Source organism: Pedobacter xixiisoli, from assembly GCF_900215335.1.
GTDB lineage: Bacteria > Bacteroidota > Bacteroidia > Sphingobacteriales > Sphingobacteriaceae > Pedobacter > Pedobacter xixiisoli.
This window is the reverse complement of the sequence record NZ_OCMT01000001.1, coordinates 61,072-85,852: the sequence shown is the minus strand read 5'-3', so window position 1 is coordinate 85,852 and position 24,781 is coordinate 61,072. Positions and strand designations below refer to the sequence as shown.

The window sequence follows — 24,781 nt, the reverse complement described above, 5'->3', positions numbered from 1 at the left end:
CCAATGTCAGCAGGAGTCCTTATTGTTTGAAACATTGCTATTTGTTGGCGTCCCCGCCAACAAATACTTCCATCCAACGCTCCTAATTTAAATCGGGGCTTTTACTTTTTAATTAGCTTCAAAAATCTTGTTACCAGAACTATCTACCTTATAAGTTCCAATCTTATTTCCATTTCCATCTTCTACGATCTGGTTGCCAGAAAAATCTTTTTTGTAACGTCTAATCACATTTCCGCTACCATCCTCTACAACCTCATTTCCAAAAATATCGGTCTTATATTTCCCTATCACATTACGATTCCCATCTTCAACAATAAAGTTCCCAAAGATGTCTTTCTTACGGACTAACTTCACCTCACCGTTCCTTCCCTCAATAATCTCGTTGCCAAAAATATCTGTTCTAAATTTGGTTACGACTTCGCCTTTTCCATCTTCCACTACTTTGTTTCCAAAAATATCTGTTTTGAATGTGGCAATTGTATTTCCTTTTCCATCCTCCACTACATCATTACCGAAAATATCCTTTCGATGTTTTCTTACTACGTTGTTTGCAGAACTTTCAACTATTGTATTTCCAAAAATATCCTTCGAATATTTAGCAACCTGTTGCCCTCTTCCATCTTCCAAAATTGTATTGCCGAAAATATCCTTTCTGAGTTTTAATACGGTTTGCCCCCTTTCATCCTCTAACACATCATCACCAAAAATATTCTTTTTAATTTTCCCAATTGTCTGCAATCGTTCATCAACGATTTCGGTGTTTCCAAAAATATCCTTACGATAAGTGTAGTTTTTCGATTTTTTATCTTTCAAAAAACTACTCAACAATAATGTTTCTTGGGCAAAAGTTAGGCCTACATTAGATAGACAAAGCAGCATTACAGCCGCAGTTTTTACCATCCTCCACTTATGGGAGAATAGCTTTAATACAACATTTTTCATGATTCAAGTTTTTTATTTGTGTGTAATCCAAGATAATCAATTTCATTCCATAACCAACTACGTATCAATTATTTTATAAAAGCGTTATTTCCTCTTTTTTACCAACAATCCTTAATTGATTTTGTATTATTAGTTACAATGCTTTATCATTGTCGGTTCAAAACATCACCAAACTGTAAATGTAACATGGTCTCATTCAACGAATTTTCTACCGTACCTACGCTATTACGCAACGTTGTTAAAAACATACATCAACCAGAAGACACTTTTTTAATACACAAGAAAGGTGCAAACTGGGAAGAAATATCTTTCAAAGAAACGCTAGCAAAAGCTGATGCTGTAGCTTCATTTTTTCTAGAAAAAGGTATCGTTAAAGGTGATAGGCTCGGTTTAATGATGGAAAATTCGCCAGAATATGTGTATTACGACCAAGGTATTCAACAAATTGGTGTGATTAACGTATCCATCTACCCTACTCTTTCCGAACAGGAAGTAGCTTACATTATTAATGACTCTGGTATTAAAGCCATTTTAGTTGGTAACCCATTTCTATTTAGAAAAGTATTAAAAGTTGCCGACAACTGTCAGGAACTAAAATATATAATTCCAGCATTTCCTGATTTCGGAAAAATAGCCATACCAGAAGGTTTAAACATTGAAGTAATTGACTACAATAACATTTTAAACAGACCTGTTTCAGCAGAAGAAACCGCTGAAATCGATAAGAGAAGAACCGAAGTTTTACCGCAGGATGTTTCCTCTTTAATTTATACTTCTGGCACAACGGGAACGCCAAAAGGTGTGATGCTTACCCATTATAACTTCGTAAAAAACGTGGAAGTTTGTTTACAGCAAATTCCTGTAATTGATGAAACAGAAACCTTCTTATCGTTCTTGCCTTTATCGCACGTATTTGAGCGTACCGCAACTTATCACGTTTGCTGCGCACAAGGATGTAAAATAGCCTTTGCACAAAGTTTAGAGCTTTTGGCAAAAAACATGGGCGAAGTGAGACCGACGGTAATGTCTTGCGTACCTCGCTTATTAGAGCGTATCCATGACAAAGCGATTAAATCTGGCACCTCTGCAGGCGGCATGAAAGCGAAAATATTTACTTGGGCTTTGGAGGTTGGTAACAGTTGCAGAGTTGCGAAAGAAGCAGGCAAAAACCCTGGGTTGATTTTAGGTGCAAAAAAAGGCATTGCGGAGAAATTGGTTTTCAGCAAGATTAAAGAAAAGACTGGCGGAAGATTAAAGTTCATGATTTCTGGCGGTGCAGCCTTGCCTAAAAACGTAGGCGAGTTCTTTGGTGATTTAGGCATTAAAATATTGGAAGGTTTTGGTTTAACAGAAACTTCGCCGGTAATGTCGGTTACGGAGTACCACAGACAGGTTTATGGCACTGTGGGCCGTGTAATACCTGGTATAGAAATTGGCATCCAGAATGTAGACACGAAGCAAATCATCAATATTCAAACTCACGATACATTTAATGAGAGTTTTGAGTGCGAAGAAGGGGAAATCATTGTTCGTGGGCATTGTGTGATGAAAGGATATTTTAACAAGCCTGCTGAAACTGCCGAAGCGATTGACAAAGACAAATGGTTCCATACGGGAGATATTGGTCGTTTTTACAAAGGCAATTTACAAATTACCGACAGGCTGAAAAACATGATTGTAAATGCCTACGGTAAGAATGTTTATCCAACGCCGGTAGAAAACATTTACTTGAAAAGCCCTAAGATTGAGCAGTTGTTTCTGATTGGCGATAAACGTGAATACATTACGGCAATCATTATTCCCAATAAAGAGACATTACAGGAAACCTTCAATTTAAAAGAAGAGTTTTTCCAGCAAGAAGGCGATTTTATTGAGGAGAAAGAGATTTACGATTGGATAGAAAAAGACATCAAAAAGATTTCTAACGAGTTAGCTAAATTTGAGCGTATTAAGCACTTTAAGATTAAGCGCAACCCATTTAGCATTGATGAGGGCGAAATTACACCGACAATGAAAGTGAAACGCAGAATTGTTGAGAAGAAATATGCGCCTGCAATTGCGGAAATGTATGCGAAGGATAGTGCGGAGGTGGAGTAAAATTTGTTATCTACACCAATTGTAAAGTGATGAAAAAGGAAAAGAAAGTCGCAAAATATAAAGAGACCATACAAAAACATATTGACAACAAAGATTTTGTAAAAGTTATCTGCAACTTACAAGATACCGAGAGCAGTATTTATGGTTATATCCAGCTGCAATCTGGAGAGTTTATTTTACTTCAAGTACATAATGAATTTTCCCTTAATGGATACGTTATATTACCATTACGATACATTGAAACTATTCGATGTAATAAATATGATAAAACTTCCAATAAGATACATAGAGCCGAAGGAACACTGAAAAGACAGTACAAAATCCCAAATTTTATCTCTTTAGATGGTTGGAATAAACTATTCCTCAGTTTAATAGAAGCCGATTTCCATGTAATTATTGAATGTGAAGATCAACCAGAAGCTGATTTCCTCATAGGTCCTATTCAAAAAGTAGGCAAAACAAAAATATCCATATTGAATTATGATCCAGCAGGAAAGTTAGATAAAGAGCCTAGTAGAATTAAGTATGCGGATATAACTAGTATAACTTTTGGTGATCAGTACAGTATGGTATTTAGAAAATACTTAAAATAGTTACATCTACTGTCCGACATTTATAATTCCGAACGTTCGTGGAATTTCTGTTAATCTGATTTTTTAATCCCGCTTTTAATAGCTATGGATTTCAAATCCATAATTCCATTTTTACAGCACTATGGATATTTGTTGTTCGAATTCTAAATCCTGTGATTAGGCTTTAGAACTGTAAATCCAATTGCATTTTCATTACCGTTCGGCTTTAGCCAACGGAATAAGAACAAACCATTCTAGGCTTTAGCCAAAGCCTCATTTTTGGCTAAAGCCAGCTATTTGTCACTTTTAAACCGTCAGCTAAAGCAGACGGCAATGAAATCCTTTCTTATTCACAGCTAAAATATCTAACTACCTAATAAGGAAAATAAACTATCAAACTTTTTAAGATGGCTTCGCATGCTTGCAATGACGAAATGTTTAATAGCCTTGTCTTAAGCCCATACGTTAATCCCAAAATCCGCTAGTCGGGATTTGCAATCCCGACTTTAATAACTATGGATTTTAAATCCATTCTGAGATAGGAACAGGATTACAAATTCTGACCAACATAGTTTTATAAACGAAATAGTGGTTCTGATTCGTAGCACAAGCTTTTGTTTTCTAAACGGGATAGCAGCGAAAATCCTTTTTGTTCTTGGGTAAAGAAACCTCATAGGTTTAATGAGCATATCGCAAATAAAACCTATGAGGTTTGAGCTAGGGCAACAAAAAGATTATAGCGTATAGCCCGACTTGCTTCAATAGCGTGGGCAATTTGCTTTTCTAAAAACTAATTATCTAAATCTTAAGATTGCTTTATAAACTCGCAATGACGAAACGCTTATACGAGCTATCACAGATCTGAGCTTGAACCTGATTTCTGCCTCCCAAAACCGCAAAAAATTTACTACTTTTGCAAAAAATTCAATTAATGAGTATAGGATTATCAGAACAGGAAATATTGCGTCGCGATTCGCTAAAACAGCTTCGCGAACTGGGCATTAACCCATATCCTGCAGAGGCGTACGAAATCAATGCTAATGCAGCAGACATTTTAGCTAACTACGAAAAAGATAAAACAGCATACAAGACAATTAGCATTGCGGGCAGAATTATGGGCCGCAACATTATGGGAGCAGCATCTTTCGCTGAACTTCAAGACGCTACTGGTCGTATCCAAATTTATTTAAAACGTGATGAGCTTTGCCCTACTGATGATAAGACATTGTACAATACTGTATTTAAGAAATTATTAGATATCGGTGATTTTATTGGTGTGGAGGGTTATGTTTTCACTACCCAAACTGGTGAAATTTCAGTACACGTGAATAAATTTACCGTACTTTCTAAATCTTTACGTCCGTTACCAATTGTAAAACGCGATGATGAAGGAAACGTGTTCGATGGTTTTACCAATCCGGAATTGCGTTACAGAATGCGTTATGTAGATTTAACGGTAAATCCTGACTACAAACAAATTTTCATCAACCGTTCTAAGGTGATTAACACCATGCGTAATTACTTCGATAGCCAAGGTTGGATGGAAGTAGAGACGCCAATTTTACAAGCGGTGCATGGTGGTGCAGCGGCTCGTCCGTTTGCGACACACCACAACACTTTAGATATGCCTTTGTTTTTGCGTATTGCTAATGAACTTTACCTAAAAAGGCTAATTGTTGCAGGTTTTGATGGCGTTTATGAGTTCGGTAAGATGTTCCGTAATGAAGGGATGGACAGAACGCACAACCCTGAGTTTACTTCAATGGAAATCTACGTAGCTTACAAAGACTATGTTTGGATGATGGGCATGGTGGAAGAGTGTTTGGAGAAAATCGCTGTGGCTATCCACGGTTCGCCTGTGGTGAAAGTTGGCGGACATGAAATTGATTTTGCTGGTCCTTACGAGAAGTTAACCATGTACGAATCCATCCAAAAATATACAGGTATCGATGTTTCGGAAATGAGTGAAGAGCAACTGGCTCAAACTTGTAAAGAGCAAGGTATCGAGATTGATGATAGCATGGGCCGTGGTAAATTGGTGGATGAACTTTTCAGTGAGAAAGTGGAAGCTAACTTAATTCAGCCTACGTACATTACCGACTACCCTATCGAAATGACACCTTTAGCGAAGAAACACCGCAGCAAACAAGGTTTAGTAGAACGTTTCGAGCTTTTTGTAATGGGTAAGGAAATTGGTAATGCTTATTCTGAATTGAACGACCCAATTGACCAAAAAGAACGTTTTGAGGATCAGTTGAAATTAGCTGCCAGAGGTGATGATGAAGCTATGGCAATGGATGATGACTTCGTTCGTGCTTTGGAATATGGCATGCCTCCTACTTCTGGTCTGGGTATTGGTATTGATAGATTGGTGATGTTAATGACTGACCAATCAACTATTCAAGAAGTATTGTTCTTCCCGCAAATGCGTCCTGAGAAAAAGAAAATTGAGCTTTCTGCTGAAGAAGCTGAATTGTACGCTTTGATTAAAGAAGGCGAGCAACAATTATTAAGCGATGTTAAAGCTCAATTGCCAGAATGGAGCAATAAAAAGTGGGATACTACATTGAAGGGCTTAACTGGAAAGAATATCCTTAGAGTAAGCAAAACTGATGACGGATTGTTTTTAGAGCACAAATAGAATAATCTTAAATTATTAGATATAGAAATCCTCAGTTTTTACTGGGGATTTTTTTGCTTATAAGCTACTCGATGGGTAAAAGATAAACCACCTTTTCAAAGATTTAGAAAAACCGTATTAAATAGGATTGAAACATTAAGAAATGAAGAAAATTAAGTTCATTTTACGACACATCCTTTTACAAAGAACAAGCTAATGCCTTAACACAAACATAACAGAAACTTAAAAGCTTATTGCAGTTACAGTAACAAGCCTTTTCTATTTTAGTACTGTACTAATTTTAAATAAAATGAATAGTTCAAGTATTGAAATCACAGAAAACGAATATTGCATTAAATTAAGCAAAGACACTTTTGATTTATCGCTAATTCGTCAGTTAATTAAACGCATTCAAGCAGAAGAGCTTTTTTTCAGCAAAAAAAGAAGAGAAGAGGAAGAAGATGATTTGTTGAGCAGAACAGACGCTGCTTACGAAGAAAACTTCGATCGCTTGTGCGACAAATAAAAAGAGCTAATCGCTTTAAGCAATTAGCTCTTTTTTATGTTTTAAATCTTATTATCTATGGCTGTAGCGCACTTGTTGTTGCTTATCTAACATGCCAAGCTGATCTTTCATTTGCTTAATCTGATCAGCTAATAATTTATTTTTATCAGCTTTTTTAGCTTCTGTTAAGTACATCTGAGCTTCGCGTTTATTGCGTTTTCCCATAGCAATACCTGCCAAACTTAATTTAGCCAAAGCAATGTTGTGATCCATATGCAAGCCCAAGCTTAAAGCAGCTTTAAAATATTTCTCAGATTTCATTGGTGCTTTTCTCGATTCCATCAAACCCAACAAAAGGTTGTAATAACCGTATTGCATTTTGTTCAATTGCTTTTCGTAGTTGGTTATTCTACCCAAAAAAACTTCGGCTTTGGCCATATTATCTTTACGCAAGTACCACTGTGCAATGAGCATGTTTTCGTTGTAGAAATACGTTATAAAAACGAATATGCTGAAAAAAACCGTTGGAATACCCCAACCCCAGTGACCGAAGACGAAAAGTGCAACTGCTGCACCCAGTAAAGCAAAGCCTATAATTAGGCGTACTAAATTTGACATAGTTTTTCAATATTTCTGCAAATATCGGTTTTATATAGCAGATAATAACGATTTAATTTATAATTTCAACAAAAATTTAGCTAACGATGAAGTACGTATTCGCCATCATGTTTGGGTTATTTTTCGTTTCGGCGAATGCCCAAGAAATCAATAAAAAATTAGAAGATCAAATAAAACATAAGCAAATCATGTTAAACGAGTGCTCAAGAGAGGGTTTAGTAGAATTCCCAGAATTTAAAGCAAGCTATGATGCCAACTACGAAAATTACAAAGTAGACTCTGCATCTGTACCTCAATTAACCAAATTGATGAAGGACAAGAAAATCAAGGTGGTTTTGGGCACTTGGTGTGGAGATAGTAAATTCCAAGTTCCAAACTTCTTAAAAGTTACTGATGCCATTAAAGTGGATGAAAAACATGTTTCTTTTGTAGCTGTTGATGGCGCTAAAAAAGCGGAGAATGGCTTAATTGATGGTCTTGATATTCAACGTGTGCCTACATTCATCATCACTGATAAAAAAGGTAAAGAAATTGGTCGTATCATCGAACATCCTAAGAAAAGCCTAGAGCTAGATTTGATTGATATCTTATCTGCTAAAAAATAGACTACCAACATCTTTTATTTTTAACTTTTAAGCTTTGACTTTGTAAATGGCTGTAGATTTAGAACCTAGCTGGTTTAAAGTTCTGGAAGGAGAATTTGAAAAACCCTACATGAAATCGCTGAAAGATTTTCTTCAGCAGGAAAAACAAGCGGGCTTTACAATTTATCCAAAGGGAGCTGATATTTTCAATGCTTTCAATCACACGCCTTTCGAAAAGGTGAAAGTGGTGATTTTAGGACAAGATCCTTATCACGGTGTAGGTCAGGCTCACGGTTTATCTTTCTCTGTACAAAAAGGTGTAGTTCCTCCGCCCTCGCTTAAAAATATCTACAAAGAACTGGCGGATGAATTTACAGATTTTAAAATTCCTAACCACGGTGAGCTGACCGCTTGGGCTGACCAAGGAGTGCTATTGCTTAATGCTACTTTAACTGTTAGAGCACACACGGCTGGTTCGCATCAAAAAAGGGGCTGGGAGCAATTTACCGATAAAGTAATTACTGAGCTTTCGGAGAAAAGAAGTGGTATAATATTTATTCTGTGGGGAAATTACGCTAAGCAAAAGGAAGCACTGATAGACAAAAGCAAGCATTTCATTATTAGCTCTGCACATCCATCGCCATTTTCTGCTTATAACGGTTTCTTCGGCTCAAAGCCTTTCTCCAAGACTAACGAAATCCTTAAAAAGGAAGGAAAAGAAGGGATTAACTGGCAGATCGTTTAATTTACGATTTTAGATTTACGAATTACGATTGAAAGCCGCTGGCCAAAACTAAACAACTGACACCTATCCTGCATAGTTATAAGTAGTAAGTTTTACGTTGTAAATTAGCAGCTACTAAGAAAGACTGATACCTAGCTCCTAATACCTGACCACTATATCAAATAACCACCTAAGACACCTTAGAACATTTTAGTTTTTTATATTGTCTTTCTCTATATTAGATATACATCTTTTGAAAATATCTAATGGAAAACAATTTGAATTAAAAAGCTTATCAGCGCTTTGGAATATGAAATAACCGGTGCATGCATTGATATCCATAAAAGCCTTGGTCCAGGATTATTAGAGAGTGTTTATCATCGCTGTCTAGAAAGAGAATTACAACTAAGGAATATCTCTTATATCTCCGAACATATTATTGATATCGAATACAAAGACACGATTATTAATACTGCTTTAAGAGTAGATATATTAGTGGAAAATTGCTTGGTAGTAGAATTGAAATCAGTAGAAACCATGCATCCAATTTATGAAGCACAAATACTAACGTACATGAAATTACTTAATGCTCCCAAAGGACTACTTATAAATTTCAATTGCACAAACATCATTCATAATGGAAAGAAAACTTTTGTTAATGAATTATATCGAAACTTACTCTAAAGTGAACTAAGGTACCTAAGGTGTTAAAAACTAATACTCAAGAGGCACAATTGGCTCTTTCTTCGTCGTAGACATAATCATCATCGTCTGGAAAGTCTTCACCACGGAAATCTTACTGATTTTATCCATAATTAAACGCTCGTAAGATTTGATATCACTCACGTAAACCTTCAATAAAAAATCTGCCTGACCAGTTACGTGATGGCATTCAGTTACTTCTTTAATTTGGTTTACCTCGTCTAAAAAGATTTGGATAGTATTATTTTTATGGAAATCTAACTGAATTTGGATGAAGGTTTTGATACCCAAACCTAATTTTTCTTCATCAACTAATGCGTGGTAACTTTTAATGTAACCAGACATTTCTAACTTACGAACACGTTCCAAAGTCGGCGCTGGAGATAAACCTATTTCTTGTGATAAAAGCAAATTGGTAATCCTACCATTTTCTTGCAATAATTTTAAGATTTTAAAATCGATTTTATCTAGTTCTAATGCCATACCTTATTTTGATTGAATTGCTCAAAGATATAACAGGAAGGCTAACTCGCAAAATTTTATTCTAAAATTAATGTAAAAATTTAGCGAAAATTTTATAGATAAATTTTTAGATTTGTCTAAATAATGAATTAGAAAAGCAAAAATGCAATCTTATACCGAAGAGAACTACCTGAAAATCATTTACCATTTATCAGAAATTAGTAATCCAGTGCTAACTAATGCTATTGCAGAGCGTATACAGACCAAAGCAGCATCAGTAACTGACATGCTTAAGAAACTTTCTGACAAAGAATTGGTTAATTATGTAAAGTATCAAGGGGTAACCTTAACGGAGAAAGGCAAATCAACGGCTATCAATATTGTTAGGAAGCATCGCCTTTGGGAAGTTTTTTTGGTAGACAAGCTCAATTTTAAGTGGGATGAAGTACATGATGTTGCAGAAGAACTAGAGCACATTCAATCTAATTTATTAATTGAACGTTTAGATGAATTTTTGGATTTCCCGAAGGTTGACCCTCATGGTGATCTCATTCCCGATAAATATGGAAACTTTGCAGATCTTTCTTTTGCTAAGTTAAGTAAGCTAAAGCCTAAAGATAAGGGCACTATAACCGGCGTAAGCGAGCATTCATCAACTTTTCTTAAACATTTAGAAAAACTTGGCTTAACCTTAGGAAAACGTATAGAAATCATAGAAGTTTTAGAGTTCGACGGCTCAGTAGAATTATTAGTTGAGCAACAAAAAATGAATATCAGCAGAGAAGTAGCCAAACACATTTTAATTACCAAGAACTAATGGCAGAGAAGCAATCCCTAAGCGAAGTACATCAAAGTGTAGCTACCAACGAGAAAAAAGGTTGGCGGAGAATTTTGGCGTTCTTAGGTCCGGCATACTTGGTAAGTGTGGGCTACATGGACCCTGGAAACTGGGCTACAGATATCGCTGGCGGTAGTAAATTCGGGTATCAGCTCATTTGGGTGCTACTCATGTCGAACCTTATCGCACTGCTTTTGCAATCGTTAAGTGCTCGTTTGGGCATCGTAAGAGGATTGGATTTAGCGCAAGCTTCGAGAAACACCTATCCAAAATGGGTTAATTTCCCATTATTTGTATTGGCACAAACCGCTATCATCGCTTGTGATTTGGCAGAAATTATCGGGATGGCGATTGGTTTAAACCTGCTTTTCGGCTTACCGCTCATTTGGGGGATTTCCATCACCATTTTTGACACCGTTCTTTTACTCTTCTTGCTTAATAAAGGCATGCGCAAAATGGAGGCTTTTATTGTGTCCATGGTGTTTATTGTAGGCCTCTCTTTCTTAGTGGAGATGTTCATTGTAGAACCATCTTTGAAAGAAATTGCCAAAGGTTTTGAACCTTCTATGTTAGGTGGCGAAGCGCTTTACATTGCTATCGGTATTATTGGTGCCACCGTGATGCCCCACAATCTTTACTTGCATTCATCGCTGGTACAAACCAGAAAGTTCGAAAGAGACAGCAAAGGTATTAAGGAAGCCATCAAATTCAATTTTATTGATACTGCAGTTGCACTAAATTTAGCTTTTTTTGTCAACGCAGCCATTTTAATTTTAGCCGCCGCAGCCTTCTACAAAAACGGTTTCCACGAAGTTGCAGAAATACAAGATGCCCACGAATTACTTTCTAATATATTTGGCAGCGTTGCTCCTGCCCTATTTGCCATTGCCTTAATTGCCGCCGGACAAAGCTCTACGGTTACAGGTACCCTAGCCGGGCAAATTGTAATGGAAGGTCATTTAAATTTAAGAATTCAGCCGTGGTTACGCCGACTCATTACCCGACTGTTGGCAATAGTACCTGCTTTCTTTACAATCTTATATTTTGGTGATGATGCCTTGGGCGGACTGTTGATTTTAAGTCAGGTGGTGCTGAGTTTACAGTTAGGATTTGCTGTAATTCCATTAATACACCTCAACTCTGATAAAAAAGAGATGAAGGAGTTTGCCATCAAACCTTGGGTAAAAATATTGGCTTGGCTAAGTGCTGCTGTTATTGTTGCACTTAATATCAAATTGGTGATCGAAGAAATTGCTGGTTGGATGACGGAATCTCATGATGCTTGGTACATTTATGTTATTGTACTACCTGCCACTATTCTTATTGCCCTCCTTTTGGGTTACATTTTCATCTATCCATTTGTTGGCAAAAAACAACGAATTGGCAATGTACCGCATGGCGATGCCTTGGCGATTGGTCATGTAGAAAAAATCAACTATCAGAAAATTGGCATTACCGTAGATTTCTCAGAGCATGATAGAAAAACGATTCGCCATGCCTTAATTCAGGGCGGGAAAGATGCTCACTACTATCTAATTCACGTAGTAGAAACCGCAGCGGCTCGCTATCACGGTAAAACAGCAATGGACCACGAAACGCAATCAGACATCGACAATTTGAAGAAATATCAGGAAAACCTAGCAGATTTAGGTTACAACGCTACACCGCACATAGGTTTTGGAGGCACTGCAAAGTCAATCGCCGAAATCAGTAATTCAAATGAATTGGAGCTTTTAGTGATGGGCGCTCACGGACATAAGGGTTTAAAAGACTTGATATTTGGCACAACGGTAGATTCTGTAAGGCACAAAGTGGATATTCCGGTTTTGATTGTGCGATAATTTATTTTGAAAAGCAGTTTCAGTGATACTATTTAATGATAGTCCCGCTTTTCGTTTGAATCTTTTGTGAACCCTACGTCTTAATACTTCGCAAGTTTTGAACCTTACGAAGTTTGTATCTACAATAGAAAGGATTACACTTCAATCGGGTTTAGAGAACAAAAAACATTGCTAAAATTCAATAAATTTGAGCAATCCTTAATTCAAAAAATTGAAGCATCAATTCACTGCAGTTTTAGAAATTATCGGCATAAATCCTTTTGTGTTTATACCAGAGGAGATATTGAAACAGCTTTTTTTGGAGTACGGCAAAGATAAAGGACAGATACCTGTCTGTGGTGAAATTAACAAAAAAGCGTACACTCAAACTTTAGTAAAATACCAAGGCGAATGGCGTTTGTATATTAATACTACGATGCTAAAAAACTCTCCGAAACGAATTAGAGAAGAAATAAGTATCGAAATTAAAGTCGACACCACAGACCGAACTTTAACTCCACCTCCGAAATTGGTAAAAGCACTAGACGAAAATCCAACCGCTAAAGCTATATTCGAACAGTTGTCACCATCAAAACAAAAAGAAATCATCAAATATATCTCCTTTCTAAAATCTGAAAAAAGCATAGCAGAAAACATAGAAAAAACGATTGGCTTTTTGCTAGGTAAGAATCGTTTTATTGGAAGAGATAGGCCTTGATTCAGCACTATCATTTAATAAACAAATATGAAGCTAACAGCATTGTACATAATTACATTCTTTATTTCCATTAACATTTCTTGTAAAAGAAGTACCAGAATATCTGAAAATCACAAAAATTCATCAAACAGTATCGAAAAAGACCATCGAAAATTAGCCTTTCAAGATGACAAACATGTAAGTTACTATGACTTCAATATAAAAAAGACTACCAAGCTCGTGGAAGGTTTTGATCCTTGCATTTCTCCCGATGGGAAATGGATAGCGTACACAGAATATTTAACCATACCTGACAAAGATTTTTATTATTACCCAAGAATAATTAAGCTAATAAGCACAGAAGACTCAATAAAAAAAGACTTGCATATTGATAATAAAAATCATTATGGTCCAATCTGGTCTCCAACAGGAGAATACATAGTTTTTTCAATTATGAAAAATAATTGGCAAATAGGTATAATCAAACCAAATGGTTCGGGTCTAAAAATTCTATCGATAAATACAGATCTTGCATTATATGGACCGACATGGACTCAAGATGGAAAGTTCGTTTTTGTCCATGATTTAGAAACCTTGTATAAGTTTGATTTAGAAGGAAAAATAATCAAACAATATAACTTAACACAAATATTTGGAGACAAGTACTTTCTTTCGAGTTCAACGCGTTTTTGGCTTACTTCTAACACTGAGAATTTAATTTTCGAAGCCGGAATTCCCGAATATATTGAAGGATTAAAAGAGCCATCCAATGCTATATTCTGCTATAATTTGAAAACAAAGAGAGTGAGTCGTATTTCTAAAAAAGGAATGTACACCAACTATTTCTGGATTGACAATCAGGATAAAATCTATTTTTCAAGTTTTAAAAACATAAATGGCCCCGACAAAATTTATCAGGCAAATCTATTTGATACAATAGTAACCGAACTTCCTGTAACTGGCATACAAGTGAGCATATCAAAATAAAACGCTGTAAATCTAACTCTTTATACTCTTCGGATTTGCAACCTTAGCTCTTACAGATTTGCAATCTGGAAGCCCTATCGGCGGATTTTTAATCCGTGCCCAAGCTCTACCTCAAATTATACCTTAAACCAAAGAAACCTCTAATCCCTTGATTTGGTGCATACACATAACTCGGGTCAAAAGTCAATCCGTAAGGATTATTTGGTGTCGCCATTGCATTTCCATTAGCATCAAATTGCACCTGTTTATCAAAAGGATCATTAGCCCTGGAAATAATAAAAGGATTATTTCGAGTTGGCTTAAAGTTCAGCAAGTTTTTTACGCCGCCGTAAACTTCTAAATTCTTAAACCCACGATAGGTGAACTGAATATTCTGCAAACTCCAAACTTGCGAATACGGTTGGCGTGGATCAAATTCGTTCAACAAAGGCAAGCGCATTGGTCCATAAATGTTTCCAGTGTAGTCAATGCCTAAATTCAGCTTGTTAATAAGATAAGAAACCGACCAAGTTCCCATCCATTTCTCTGTTAGTATTTGCTGCGTTTTTATACCTTCTTCCACCAAACCTACATCCTGCAAAGTAATACCAGCATTCAATTTCAAACCAAAATTTAAGCTAACATCCAAATTTCCAGTTAAGCCTTTGCTTACGGCATAACCGCTTAAATTATCGTATCTAATTTGAGTGGTATTCGTTTCGTAATCTGCCACAATGCGGTTAGTGAAATGCGTATAAAAAGCAGATACATCAAACGTAAAAATATTACCGTTGGTAGCATAAAGCTTCTTTAAGTAATTTAGATTGACATTGTAAGTTTTATCAGGCTTCAAATCGTTTTCTATGACTACATCTCTAGCTCCTGTTAAAGCCGCATGGTCTTCCGTAAAAATATTCACTACCCTAAAGCCAGTTCCAGCATTTAGCCTTAAAATACTCGTTTCATCAAAATTGACTTTATAAGCAAAGCGTGGTGTGAAAATATTTCCGTGGTTAGAATTATAATCGTAACGCATGCCTAACAATACCGAATGCTTTTGAGCCAACTTGATCTCATCTTGTACAAACAAACCTGGCAAGTAGGTATTTTCAGGAGTGTTACCTCGAACCTGTGAAAAAGTTGCCGTCGTATTATCATCATAGTAAGTATATCGGAAAGCAGTACCAAAAAGCAAATCGTGGTTATTGATTTTCTTATCCCAAGTGAGCTGAGAGAAAGCAATGTTTTGTCTGGCAATGTACGAGGTGGTACCGTAACGACTATCCTGATTGTGGCTAGTCAATGAAAAAGAGAAGAACATCTTTTCTTTAACAGGCAGCTGGTAGTTCCCCAATAACTCGAAACGTTTGGTGTAAATACTTTCACCGTAAACTTCATCACCACCTCTATATTGTTTGCTCCATTTCATTTCTCCGCCCCATCTATCCTCATATAAAAACCTTCCAGCTAAAGAAAACAAACGCTTTTCTTTTCTACTGAAATTCCATTTTTGGAAAACAGAAATACGGTCTTGCAGCGTAACATCAGTAAAATTATCATGATTATAGTCTACTTTGTTGCCGTACTTAAAATAATTTATTCCAGTTAGCACATTCACTTTTGGGTGAATTTTAGCTTTAAAGCCCAAATCTAGATTATGCTCCAGATAGCTTGTTGTCATAAAATCTGCACTTAAGGAAGGGGCTTTATTTACATCTTTGGTGATGATATTGATTAAACCGCCTACCGCTTCACTACCATATAAAGAAGAAGCTGGACCCTTAACCACTTCCACCCTTTCCACCAAAGAATTCGGGATACCAGACAAACCGTAAACGGTAGAAAGGCTACTCACTATTGGCATTCCATCAATCATTACCATCGTATATGGTCCTTCTAAACCATTGATGTGAATATCTCCAGTATTACAGATATTACAGTTCAATTGCGGACGTACCCCATTGATATTCTGCAATGCATCAAAAATACTTGGTGTTGGATTTTTCTGGAAGAACTTCGCCGTGTAAATCTCAACAGGAACTGGGCTTTCCAATCTATTTACTTCCTTCTGTGTTCCAGTAATCACCACTTCTTTTAAATCTTCCTTCTGTTCCACTAAACTGAAAATCAATACAGTATCTGATGAAATATCAATCTTACTTACTTGCGGTTTATAACCAATTGCGGTAATCCTAATCTGATAACTACCAGCCTTTAATGCAGTAAAACCAAACTCTCCTTCTACGTTGGATTGTGTTGAACGTTGTAATTCAACCAAACGCAAATTTACTTTAGGCACGGCAATTCCATTACTTTCAACCTTGCCTTTCAGTACAATTTCTTGCGCAAAAGAGTTCATTAACAAACAAAGGAGACCAAAGATAAGTAGGATATTTTTCATTAAATTAGCTTTACAAAAACATAAATTTAGACAAATCTAAAAATATATTTAGAATTATAAACAAATTAATTTAGAAATCTTTAAACAACAATTAATGCAACATTATTGCGAAAAATAAAAAATACATTTTAAAACGCAACAAAATTGCATTAAAACAAAAATTGGAGAGATACGTTAAATAATTTAGAATTGTTGATATTTGCACCATGCCTAACGATATACAGATAAAGAATAAGCGAGCGTATTTTGACTACCATATTTTAGATAAGTATGTAGCTGGGATTGCTTTGCTTGGCACAGAAATAAAATCAATAAGACAAGGAAAGGCGAATTTAACGGATGCTTTCTGCACGTTTATCGGCAGTAGTCTTTATGTAAGAAATCTTCATATTTCAGAATATAGCCACAGCTCTTTTTATCACCACGACATTAAGAGAGACCGAGTTTTGCTTTTGCAGAAAAAGGAATTGAGAAAAATCAAGATGAAAGGCGAAGAAAAAGGCTTTACCATTGTTCCTCTACGGGTTTTCATTAACGAACGAGGTTTTGCTAAAATGGAAATAGCTTTAGCACAGGGTAAAAAAGAGTTCGATAAACGCGATAGCATCAAGGAAAGAGATAGCAAGCGTGAGTTGGACAGAGCAATGAAATTCTAAAAGTAGAAATGAGTAAATAATAAAATGACTGAATGAGTAAATGCTAGCACGTCATGACTATTCAAAATTTTCTCATTTAATCATTTAAAATTTATTAGATACATGAAAATAATTTTTATGGGTACGCCTGATTTCGCAGTGGCATCGTTAGATGCACTAAAAAATGCAGGATTTGATATTGTTGGCGTGGTTACCTCAGCAGATAAGCCTGCCGGTCGTGGGCAAAAGTTAAATGAAAGTGCCGTAAAAAAATATGCCGTAGAAAACGGATTAAAAGTACTACAGCCATTAAAGTTGAAAGACCCTGAGTTTATCAACGAGTTACAAGCTTTGAAAGCAGATTTACAAGTAGTGGTTGCTTTTAGGATGTTGCCAGAAATAGTTTGGAACATGCCTCCAAAGGGAACGATTAACTTGCATGGTTCGTTATTACCACATTATAGAGGTGCTGCACCTATTAACCACACTATTATCAACGGAGAGAAAGAAAGTGGCGTAACTACCTTTTTCTTAAAACAGGAAATTGATACTGGTGATGTGATTTTATCTGCAAGTACGCCAATTACAGAAGATGACACTGCTGGCACCCTCCACGATAAACTAATGAATATTGGTGCGGAACTTATCGTGAAAACGGTAAAATCTATTGAAGATGGCAACTACACGGAAGTGCCACAACCAATGGACACAGAACTCAAAGCAGCACCAAAAATTTTCAAAGATTTCTGTGAAATTAACTGGAAGCAAGACAATCAAATTGTTTACAATCATATTAGAGGTTTAAGCCCTTACCCTACTGCTTTTACTTTTTTAAATGAGAAAACTTTAAAGGTCTTTAAAGTAGAAAAAGAAGATGCAAATCCAACCGTTGAAGCCGGAAGCTTTGAAACTGATGGTAAGACTTTCTTAAAGTTCGCTACTAATAATGGCTACATCAAATTGTTGGAGCTACAACTAGAAGGTAAAAAACGCATGCAAGTTGATGAGTTTTTGAGAGGCGTGAGACTTTAATTAGTTCATTGGCTCATTAGTTAACTGCTCAATTTGGTTATTTTTTGAACTGGTTATTTCTTGCTGTTCCGGATTTGCAATCCGGAACTATTTATCTGCGGATTTTAAATCCGCAATTCGCTAAATCTCTCTTAACATCTTGCGTCAGATTGTTAGAGATTTAATCCCACTACTACACAAGTCCACCTAAGCCTTTACCGATAACTATTAGGAGAAGCGGCAATACTTTTTGTTGCATCATGTTGACGAAGAATAAGGAGAATTGAAAATCAATCAAGTTAAATTTGTTAGACATTCATTACTAATTTTAGATTTCTCACATACGTTCGAAATGACGTGGAACGGAGGAAAAAAAGATTTAAGCAAAAAGATTGACTACTATTGCCGAAAAGCGCAAACTTTGTTTTTCAACAGAATAAAAATATTTCGCTCTAAGATTGCTTCGTTCCTCGTAATGACAAATCGCTTAGATAGACTGATTTAACCAGCCACTAAATGCCCTAGCTACTTCGTTAAAATAACGTTTACGACCGTAGCCCATTACCCAGCGCACACCTCCAATGGCATTGGTAAGGAAGACTTCTTCGGCTTCATTTAGTATCTGCGGGTTAATTTGCGCTTCTATTAATGGCAATTGATGTTCCTTCGCTAATCGCATCACTACGTTGCGCATTACACCACCTACACAGCCCTCTGATAATGCTGGTGTATAAATCTGATTTTGATAGACTACGAATAAGTTTGAACTCGTACTCTCGCACAAAAACCCGTTCTGATTTAACAATAAAACCTCATCCAATTGATGTTGCTTTTGATAAAGCGCTGCCATTACAAAAGGAAGTGAATTGGTAGTTTTATAGTTGGAAAGTTTGTTGATCGGCTTTGCTATTTCATCGTAAACATCTACAATCATCCCTTTTTTATTCAATTCGTAATTCGATGTCTCCAGTGGTTTAACTTCTAGCAGGTAGCCAACTTTATTAGTCTCGGGAGTGTAAAGTCCCTCTCCTTGCCTGTAGATAGTTAAACGAAATCGAGCATTGCCATGAATTTTATTTTTGCGAGCCAACTCTCCCGTTTTTTGTTTCAGGAAATAATCGTCTAACAGGTTATAGCCATCCATTTTCAGCGCTTTCATCGTCGCTTTAAGTCTATCGGCATGTAACTCTGGAAACTGTAGTTTTCCGTTGCACATTCGCATAGATTCGAACAAACCATCACCAAACTTAAAAGCTCGGTTGGTAGCCTGCAAAATAGCAGCATCATTAGCAAAAAACTGGTCGTTGAATAAAATAAATTGCGACATCTAAACTATATAGTTACGCCATTTGGTTAAAACTGCTTCAAAATCTGCAGGCATCGGCGCTTCAAATTCCATATATTCTTGTGTTGTAGGATGTATAAACCCTAATGTTTGTGCATGTAAAGCCTGACGGGGCATCATCTCGAAACAATTGGCCACAAATTGCTTGTATTTAGAAAACGTAGTTCCCTTCAAAATCTTATCGCCTCCGTAAGTAGCATCGCTAAATAATGGATGGCCGATATGTCTCATATGTGCTCTAATTTGGTGCGTACGCCCTGTTTCTAGCTGGCAGGTAATTAAAGTGACGTAATTTAAACGTTCTAACACAGTGTAATTAGTTGCCGACCATTTACCTTTATCTTCCTCATCATATACATCTTGTATGGTTCTATTTTTTAGGCTTCTACCAATATAACCTTCAATTCTTCCATCAGTCTCTATGTCTCCCCAAGCTAAAGCTACATATTTACGAGTAATGCTATGATCGAAAAACTGTTTCGCCAATTTAGTCATGGTAACTTCGTTTTTACTGATCAACAATAAACCAGAAGTATTTTTGTCTATACGATGTACCAAACCTGGGCGACCATCATTGCCTGGCAAAGTTGGCAATTGCTCGAAGTGAAAAGCCAAGGCATTTACCAAAGTACCTGTATAATTGTTGAAACCAGGATGTACTACCATGCCAGCAGGTTTATTTACCACCAATAAATCATCGTCTTCATAAATGATATCTAAAGGAATATCTTCTGGATAAACTTCGGTATCTCGTGGCGGCTGAGCATAAACAATAGAAATCTCATCAAAGGGCTTTACTTTATAGCTTGCTTTAACCTGAAGTTTATTTACGAGCACATTTCCCGCATCAATTGCATTCTGTATTCTATTTCTTGAAGCATTTTCTATACGATGCATCAAAAACTTATCAATACGCACCAAAGATTGTCCTTTATCTACGACAACATTTAAATGTTCAAATAAATCTTGTTCTTCATCTTCTTGTCCTATTGCGAAATTTTCCATGTTACAAAAGTAATTTATCAAAATGATATTCCTAAAAAACAATTTGGCTTATTTGTTGTAGTGTATTTGATGATTAAAAGAACAAGTGCATGAGAAACTTTTCCCAAAACCTAAAGATTGTAATGAATTTCTTCCCTTATTTGATTAAAAAAATATATTTTCGTGTCTGAAAATCAAACAAATAGACATGAAAAAGAAATTCAGAGCGTTAAGTCACATGGTGTTACTTGGCGCTTTTTTTATGCCATCAACTTTAATGGCACAAGATGAGGTTGGAGGCGTATTTAAAGGTGCACCAGAAGATGCATCTAAATTAACCCAAGCTTATTTATCTCCACTTTTTATAGGACTGGGCACCTCCATCAATTCTGGCTGGTTTACTTCGGCCAAGGCAAAGAATACACTTCACTTTGACTTAAGAATTACCGCTACTGCAGCCATAGTGCCTAGTAGCGCCAAAAATTTTGACGTTACCAAATTGGGATTGACCAGTATGTCTCCAGCTACAGGAGCCAACCCAATCTCTCCAACATTTTCTGGACAAGATAGAAGTGGAACATTAATGCATATCAACAATACTACATCTGCAAGTGATTTTAATTTACCAAATGGTGTAAATATTGGCTATATACCTGCTCCACAAGTGCAGCTAACAGTAGGCATTCCTAAAAACATTGATATCTCTTTGAGGTACGTTCCAAAAATTAACTTAAAAGAATACGGCAAAATTGATATGATCGGTGCCGGAGCAAAGATTGAAGTTTTACCTCTTATTTTAGGCAAGACAGAGAAACTAATTCCGCTTGACGTGGCCGTAGCATTGGGTTTTACGCAACTAAATTATAGCCTTCCGTTAGAAGTAGGCACAAATCCAAATGCTAATCAGCATTTATCTGCAAAAATAAAAGGGATGAGTGCCGATGCTGTAGTATCTAAAACTTTAGCTGCATTTACCCCATTCTTTAGCATAGGCTATCAAAAATCTGAAAGCACTTTAAAAGCTTTGGGAACTTATGAGTTTGAAGTACCTATAAGTCCAGCAACACCTACAGGGAGAAAGACATTTAACGACCCGTTTTCTTTCTCGCAAACAGATGTAAGTGGCGCTAGAGCTTCTTTAGGCTTTCAATTACAATTGGCTTTCTTTAGATTTTATGCTTCCTATACGCAAGCTAAATACGGTTACGTAAATACGGGCTTCGGCTTTGGCATCTAAAATAAAATTTTAAAAAACGATTTAAAAAGCTTCTCTTTGGAGGAGCTTTTTTTATGCAGTTACCTAGTCAAATACATCAAATTTCATATAATGGAATATCACTTTGGATTAAGAGAGATGATTTGATAGACCCATTTATTTCTGGCAACAAATGGCGTAAATTAAAGTATATACTGCAAGATGCCGCGTCAAAAAACAAAAAGCATTTAGTAACATTTGGTGGAGCTTATTCTAACCATCTATTAGCTACCGCAGCCGCTGCAGCCAAATTTCAATTGAAAGCAACAGCATTTGTAAGGGGCGAAAAAGTTAACAACGAAATGCTTACCTTATGCAAAATATTCGGCTTGCAATTGCACTTCACAGACAGAGACAGCTATAAAAATAAACCAGCATTATTTCAAAAACACTATGGACATGATGATGAAGCCTATTTTATTGATGAAGGTGGTGCAAGCTACGAAGCTACAATTGGTTGTGCTGAGATCATTACCGAGCTAGAAGAACATTTTGACCATATATTTTGTGCAGCTGGAACAGGAACTACCGCAGCTGGCTTACTGAAAGGAATTAATCAATTAGACTTATCTACGCAATTACATGTAGTGCCAGTTTTAAAAGGTGGAGATTTTATTAGGGAAGAAATAGCACAATATGAGCAAGATCTTTCCAATTTACATCTGCATATTAATTATCATTTTGGTGGCTATGCAAAAACTAAAACAGAGTTGATTCACTTTATCAGAGATTTTAGTGCTAAAACAGGCATATTGATAGACCCAATTTATACGGGAAAAATGTTTTATGCCATCCGCGATTTAATAGAAAAAGAACAAATTGATAAGGATGCTAAAATTTTAGCTATTCACACGGGTGGCTTATTCGGAATTCTTGGAAAAATTGTTGAATTCGATAAAATTTTCTAAAATATTTTTTCCACATTTCTTAGAACCTTTACGAGTTCAGTTCAAAAACTAACTTTAAACTGTTTAAACCTAGTTTTTAAACTCAGAGTTCAAAAACCGCTTAAATTTGATAATTTGGCGCATTTTTATAAATTTGAGTTATACCAAAACTTAAATATATGTATCAATTAAGTGTAGCTCCAGACCAAGTTAAACAGACCTTAAAAAAGCATATCCTTGCCGATGGGTACGACCTCATCTACGATATTGAGAAAAGTAACGGTGCCTATATCTACGACTCCAAAAATAATCGTAAGCTCTTAGACTTTTTCACTTGTTTCGCCTCTGTACCATTAGGCTACAATCATCCAAAAATGGTAAATGACGAAGCATTTAAGCACAATTTGTTTTTGGCTGCGTTAGCTAATCCGTCTAACTCTGATGTTTACACCCAACAATATGCAGAATTTGTTAATACTTTTTCACGTGTAGGTATTCCCGATTATTTGCCCCACGCATTCTTTGTTGCTGGTGGTGCATTAGCCATTGAAAATGCACTTAAAGTGGCTATGGATTGGAAGGTTCAGAAAAACTTTGCCAAAGGTTACAAAGAAGAAAGAGGATTTAAGGTAATTCATTTTGAAAAAGCGTTTCACGGTCGTAGTGGTTACACATTAAGCTTAACCAATACGCTTCCAGATAAAACTAAATGGTTCGCTAAATTTGATTGGCCAAGGGTTAGCACACCTCTGCTTAAATTCCCTTTAAATGAAGAAAATTTAAAAATTGCTGAGGAAACCGAAGCAGCATCCTTAGCCCAAATCAAACAAGCTTTTGCAGATAATAAGGATGATATTTGTGCGATTATTATCGAGCCGATCCAATCAGAAGGTGGCGATAACCATTTTAGAGAAGAATTTCTAATTCAATTGCGTCAACTGGCTGATGAAAACGAAGCTTTCTTAATTTATGATGAAGTACAAACAGGAGTTGGCTTAACAGGAAAATTCTGGTGCCATCAACATTTCAGTGAAAAAGCTAGACCAGACATTGTTGCTTTTGGCAAAAAAATGCAAGTTTGTGGTATTTTGGTTGGAAATAAAGTGGATGAAATAGCAGGCAATGTCTTCAATGTGCCTTCTAGAATTAATTCTACTTGGGGCGGAAATTTGGTGGACATGGTTCGCTCAACTCAAATCCTCAATATTGTAGAAGAAGATAATCTTTGCGAAAATGCAGCTACTGTAGGCGAATATTTAAAAAATCAGCTTCACGAGTTAGCTGCTAAATATGATAAAATGAGTAATATTCGTGGCAAAGGTCTGTTATGTTCTTTTGATTTCCCTGATAAGGAAATGAGAAATAAATTTGTTGAAAAAGGGATGGCAGAAAATGTGATGTTTTTAGGATGCGGCAACCAAACGATTCGTTTTAGACCCGCACTTTGTATCGAAAAACAACATATCGATGAAGGAATTGAGGTAATGCATAAAATATTGCCAACGCTGTAAATCTCGAACCTCTTTCATCTCAATAAATAATAAAAATACTTCTTCAAACCATTAAGAAGGTGAGGCAATCAAGCCTACTTCTTAATGGTTTTTCTATTTCATGACCTCACTCCTACAAACCAAGAATCAAATTCTCTTAATTTCGTGACATGAAGAAAATCGGCATTGCATTATTTATTTTAGCTTTAATTGGCTGGATGCTCAAAGACACTTTTACACAATCGGGCATTGAAGATTTAAAAGGAGGTTTTAAAGAAGTGACAAGCTATAGAAATGAAAATAATACTGGGCCGGTGCAGCGAATCTATGCAGTAACACTTACAGATACCTTGGCTGCTCAGCTTAAAGAGTATGGAGATTTGATGCCGCATAACAAGTACGGCAATACTAAAGTGTATTACTTTTTAGCGGGCAAAGAAGTTCCCTCATCCTTATCTCCTGGCGACATTAACTTCGATCTTCGGTTTAATAAAAACTGCTTTGCATTGTATGAAAAAAGCGCAATGGGAAATGTTGGGATGATCAAATGGCCATTGAAATAGATTTTTAGATTGAAACTTACGAAGTTTTAAAACGGCGAAGCCCTCAATTTTACCGATGAGAAC

Annotated in this window: 23 protein-coding genes; 17 read left to right on the top strand and 6 right to left on the bottom strand. The window is 36.2% G+C overall.

The genetic code is table 11. The annotated features are described in order from the left end of the window. Window positions 1-108 precede the first annotated feature (108 nt). Window positions 109-942, bottom strand: coding sequence for a hypothetical protein (locus tag CRO54_RS00395; RefSeq protein WP_138765719.1), 834 nt, complete (start codon window positions 940-942; stop codon window positions 109-111). Window positions 943-1,128: 186 nt separating this feature from the next. Between CRO54_RS00395 and CRO54_RS00390 the strand changes: the two genes are divergently transcribed. From CRO54_RS00390 to CRO54_RS00375, 4 genes are all read left to right on the top strand, one after another. Then, a complete protein-coding gene (locus CRO54_RS00390; RefSeq protein ID WP_097127394.1) occupies window positions 1,129-3,039 on the top strand; it encodes an AMP-dependent synthetase/ligase in 1,911 nt (636 codons plus the stop codon). A gap of 29 nt (window positions 3,040-3,068) precedes the next feature. Continuing rightward, window positions 3,069-3,632: a hypothetical protein gene (locus CRO54_RS00385; protein ID WP_097127391.1), complete on the top strand. Its 564-nt coding sequence runs from the start codon at window positions 3,069-3,071 to the stop codon at window positions 3,630-3,632. 910 nt (window positions 3,633-4,542) lie between these two features. Further along, complete coding sequence (lysS, locus tag CRO54_RS00380) at window positions 4,543-6,252, top strand: lysine--tRNA ligase (RefSeq protein WP_097127388.1); 1,710 nt, start codon at window positions 4,543-4,545, stop codon at window positions 6,250-6,252. A 289-nt stretch (window positions 6,253-6,541) separates the two neighbouring features. Further along, window positions 6,542-6,757 (top strand): hypothetical protein, encoded by a 216-nt coding sequence (locus CRO54_RS00375; protein WP_097127386.1) that lies wholly within the window; start codon window positions 6,542-6,544, stop codon window positions 6,755-6,757. Window positions 6,758-6,808: 51 nt separating this feature from the next. Here CRO54_RS00375 and CRO54_RS00370 read toward each other — a convergent pair whose 3' ends face one another. After that, on the bottom strand, window positions 6,809-7,354 hold the full coding sequence (locus CRO54_RS00370; RefSeq protein ID WP_097127384.1) for a hypothetical protein: 546 nt from the start codon (window positions 7,352-7,354) through the stop codon (window positions 6,809-6,811). Window positions 7,355-7,440: 86 nt separating this feature from the next. On the opposite strand from CRO54_RS00370, the gene CRO54_RS00365 reads away from it, so the two are divergent. The 3 genes from CRO54_RS00365 (at window position 7,441) to CRO54_RS00355 (ending at window position 9,346) form a co-directional block, all read left to right on the top strand. Then, the gene (locus CRO54_RS00365; protein WP_097127382.1) at window positions 7,441-7,959 is read left to right on the top strand and encodes a thioredoxin family protein; all 519 of its coding nucleotides are present in this window, start codon (window positions 7,441-7,443) and stop codon (window positions 7,957-7,959) included. Between the two features lie 46 nt (window positions 7,960-8,005). After that, on the top strand, window positions 8,006-8,683 hold the full coding sequence (gene ung, locus CRO54_RS00360) for a uracil-DNA glycosylase (RefSeq protein WP_097127379.1): 678 nt from the start codon (window positions 8,006-8,008) through the stop codon (window positions 8,681-8,683). A gap of 282 nt (window positions 8,684-8,965) precedes the next feature. Further along, the gene (locus tag CRO54_RS00355) at window positions 8,966-9,346 is read left to right on the top strand and encodes a GxxExxY protein (protein WP_240774978.1); all 381 of its coding nucleotides are present in this window, start codon (window positions 8,966-8,968) and stop codon (window positions 9,344-9,346) included. Between the two features lie 30 nt (window positions 9,347-9,376). On the opposite strand, the gene CRO54_RS00350 is transcribed toward CRO54_RS00355, so the two are convergent. Further along, window positions 9,377-9,847 (bottom strand): Lrp/AsnC family transcriptional regulator, encoded by a 471-nt coding sequence (locus CRO54_RS00350; RefSeq protein WP_097127375.1) that lies wholly within the window; start codon window positions 9,845-9,847, stop codon window positions 9,377-9,379. Between the two features lie 142 nt (window positions 9,848-9,989). On the opposite strand from CRO54_RS00350, the gene CRO54_RS00345 reads away from it, so the two are divergent. The 4 genes from CRO54_RS00345 (at window position 9,990) to CRO54_RS00330 (ending at window position 14,168) form a co-directional block, all read left to right on the top strand. Next, a complete protein-coding gene (locus tag CRO54_RS00345) occupies window positions 9,990-10,643 on the top strand; it encodes a metal-dependent transcriptional regulator (protein WP_097127373.1) in 654 nt (217 codons plus the stop codon). Further along, window positions 10,643-12,505: an Nramp family divalent metal transporter gene (locus tag CRO54_RS00340; RefSeq protein ID WP_097127371.1), complete on the top strand. Its 1,863-nt coding sequence runs from the start codon at window positions 10,643-10,645 to the stop codon at window positions 12,503-12,505. Before CRO54_RS00345 ends, CRO54_RS00340 begins: the two co-directional genes overlap by 1 nt. Window positions 12,506-12,716: 211 nt before the next feature. Then, the gene (locus tag CRO54_RS00335) at window positions 12,717-13,202 is read left to right on the top strand and encodes a YdeI/OmpD-associated family protein (RefSeq protein WP_097127369.1); all 486 of its coding nucleotides are present in this window, start codon (window positions 12,717-12,719) and stop codon (window positions 13,200-13,202) included. 27 nt (window positions 13,203-13,229) lie between these two features. Further along, on the top strand, window positions 13,230-14,168 hold the full coding sequence (locus CRO54_RS00330) for a TolB family protein (protein ID WP_097127367.1): 939 nt from the start codon (window positions 13,230-13,232) through the stop codon (window positions 14,166-14,168). 106 nt (window positions 14,169-14,274) lie between these two features. On the opposite strand, the gene CRO54_RS00325 is transcribed toward CRO54_RS00330, so the two are convergent. Then, window positions 14,275-16,548 carry a TonB-dependent receptor gene (locus CRO54_RS00325; RefSeq protein ID WP_097127365.1) on the bottom strand — a complete coding sequence of 758 codons (2,274 nt, stop codon included), beginning with the start codon at window positions 16,546-16,548 and terminating at the stop codon, window positions 14,275-14,277. A 206-nt stretch (window positions 16,549-16,754) separates the two neighbouring features. On the opposite strand from CRO54_RS00325, the gene smpB reads away from it, so the two are divergent. After that, entirely contained in the window at window positions 16,755-17,204 is a 450-nt protein-coding gene (gene smpB, locus CRO54_RS00320; protein WP_097127363.1) for an SsrA-binding protein, read from the top strand. 102 nt (window positions 17,205-17,306) lie between these two features. After that, window positions 17,307-18,215, top strand: a complete 909-nt coding sequence (gene fmt / locus CRO54_RS00315; protein ID WP_097127362.1) for a methionyl-tRNA formyltransferase — start codon at window positions 17,307-17,309, stop codon at window positions 18,213-18,215. A 466-nt stretch (window positions 18,216-18,681) separates the two neighbouring features. Here the strand turns inward: fmt and CRO54_RS00310 are convergent, their stop codons facing one another. Beyond that, complete coding sequence (locus CRO54_RS00310) at window positions 18,682-19,521, bottom strand: aminotransferase class IV (protein ID WP_097127359.1); 840 nt, start codon at window positions 19,519-19,521, stop codon at window positions 18,682-18,684. Next, entirely contained in the window at window positions 19,522-20,544 is a 1,023-nt protein-coding gene (locus CRO54_RS00305; protein ID WP_097127357.1) for an RluA family pseudouridine synthase, read from the bottom strand. Window positions 20,545-20,731: 187 nt separating this feature from the next. On the opposite strand from CRO54_RS00305, the gene CRO54_RS00300 reads away from it, so the two are divergent. From CRO54_RS00300 to CRO54_RS00285, 4 genes are all read left to right on the top strand, one after another. Beyond that, entirely contained in the window at window positions 20,732-21,760 is a 1,029-nt protein-coding gene (locus CRO54_RS00300) for a DUF6588 family protein (protein ID WP_097127354.1), read from the top strand. Between the two features lie 53 nt (window positions 21,761-21,813). Continuing rightward, window positions 21,814-22,686: a 1-aminocyclopropane-1-carboxylate deaminase/D-cysteine desulfhydrase gene (locus CRO54_RS00295; RefSeq protein WP_097127352.1), complete on the top strand. Its 873-nt coding sequence runs from the start codon at window positions 21,814-21,816 to the stop codon at window positions 22,684-22,686. 158 nt (window positions 22,687-22,844) lie between these two features. After that, window positions 22,845-24,176, top strand: a complete 1,332-nt coding sequence (gene lat / locus CRO54_RS00290; RefSeq protein WP_097127350.1) for an L-lysine 6-transaminase — start codon at window positions 22,845-22,847, stop codon at window positions 24,174-24,176. A gap of 149 nt (window positions 24,177-24,325) precedes the next feature. Next, window positions 24,326-24,718: a hypothetical protein gene (locus CRO54_RS00285; RefSeq protein ID WP_097127348.1), complete on the top strand. Its 393-nt coding sequence runs from the start codon at window positions 24,326-24,328 to the stop codon at window positions 24,716-24,718. The last annotated feature ends 63 nt before the right edge of the window (window positions 24,719-24,781 follow it).

Coding starts and splice junctions, on each gene's coding strand:
- CRO54_RS00395 (WP_138765719.1), bottom strand. CDS start 942: ATGAAAAATGTTGTATTAAAGCTATTCTCCCATAAGTGGAGGATGGTA.
- CRO54_RS00390 (WP_097127394.1), top strand. CDS start 1,129: ATGGTCTCATTCAACGAATTTTCTACCGTACCTACGCTATTACGCAAC.
- CRO54_RS00385 (WP_097127391.1), top strand. CDS start 3,069: ATGAAAAAGGAAAAGAAAGTCGCAAAATATAAAGAGACCATACAAAAA.
- lysS (WP_097127388.1), top strand. CDS start 4,543: ATGAGTATAGGATTATCAGAACAGGAAATATTGCGTCGCGATTCGCTA.
- CRO54_RS00375 (WP_097127386.1), top strand. CDS start 6,542: ATGAATAGTTCAAGTATTGAAATCACAGAAAACGAATATTGCATTAAA.
- CRO54_RS00370 (WP_097127384.1), bottom strand. CDS start 7,354: ATGTCAAATTTAGTACGCCTAATTATAGGCTTTGCTTTACTGGGTGCA.
- CRO54_RS00365 (WP_097127382.1), top strand. CDS start 7,441: ATGAAGTACGTATTCGCCATCATGTTTGGGTTATTTTTCGTTTCGGCG.
- ung (WP_097127379.1), top strand. CDS start 8,006: ATGGCTGTAGATTTAGAACCTAGCTGGTTTAAAGTTCTGGAAGGAGAA.
- CRO54_RS00350 (WP_097127375.1), bottom strand. CDS start 9,847: ATGGCATTAGAACTAGATAAAATCGATTTTAAAATCTTAAAATTATTG.
- CRO54_RS00345 (WP_097127373.1), top strand. CDS start 9,990: ATGCAATCTTATACCGAAGAGAACTACCTGAAAATCATTTACCATTTA.
- CRO54_RS00340 (WP_097127371.1), top strand. CDS start 10,643: ATGGCAGAGAAGCAATCCCTAAGCGAAGTACATCAAAGTGTAGCTACC.
- CRO54_RS00330 (WP_097127367.1), top strand. CDS start 13,230: ATGAAGCTAACAGCATTGTACATAATTACATTCTTTATTTCCATTAAC.
- CRO54_RS00325 (WP_097127365.1), bottom strand. CDS start 16,548: ATGAAAAATATCCTACTTATCTTTGGTCTCCTTTGTTTGTTAATGAAC.
- smpB (WP_097127363.1), top strand. CDS start 16,755: ATGCCTAACGATATACAGATAAAGAATAAGCGAGCGTATTTTGACTAC.
- fmt (WP_097127362.1), top strand. CDS start 17,307: ATGAAAATAATTTTTATGGGTACGCCTGATTTCGCAGTGGCATCGTTA.
- CRO54_RS00310 (WP_097127359.1), bottom strand. CDS start 19,521: ATGTCGCAATTTATTTTATTCAACGACCAGTTTTTTGCTAATGATGCT.
- CRO54_RS00305 (WP_097127357.1), bottom strand. CDS start 20,544: ATGGAAAATTTCGCAATAGGACAAGAAGATGAAGAACAAGATTTATTT.
- CRO54_RS00300 (WP_097127354.1), top strand. CDS start 20,732: ATGAAAAAGAAATTCAGAGCGTTAAGTCACATGGTGTTACTTGGCGCT.
- CRO54_RS00295 (WP_097127352.1), top strand. CDS start 21,814: ATGCAGTTACCTAGTCAAATACATCAAATTTCATATAATGGAATATCA.
- lat (WP_097127350.1), top strand. CDS start 22,845: ATGTATCAATTAAGTGTAGCTCCAGACCAAGTTAAACAGACCTTAAAA.
- CRO54_RS00285 (WP_097127348.1), top strand. CDS start 24,326: ATGAAGAAAATCGGCATTGCATTATTTATTTTAGCTTTAATTGGCTGG.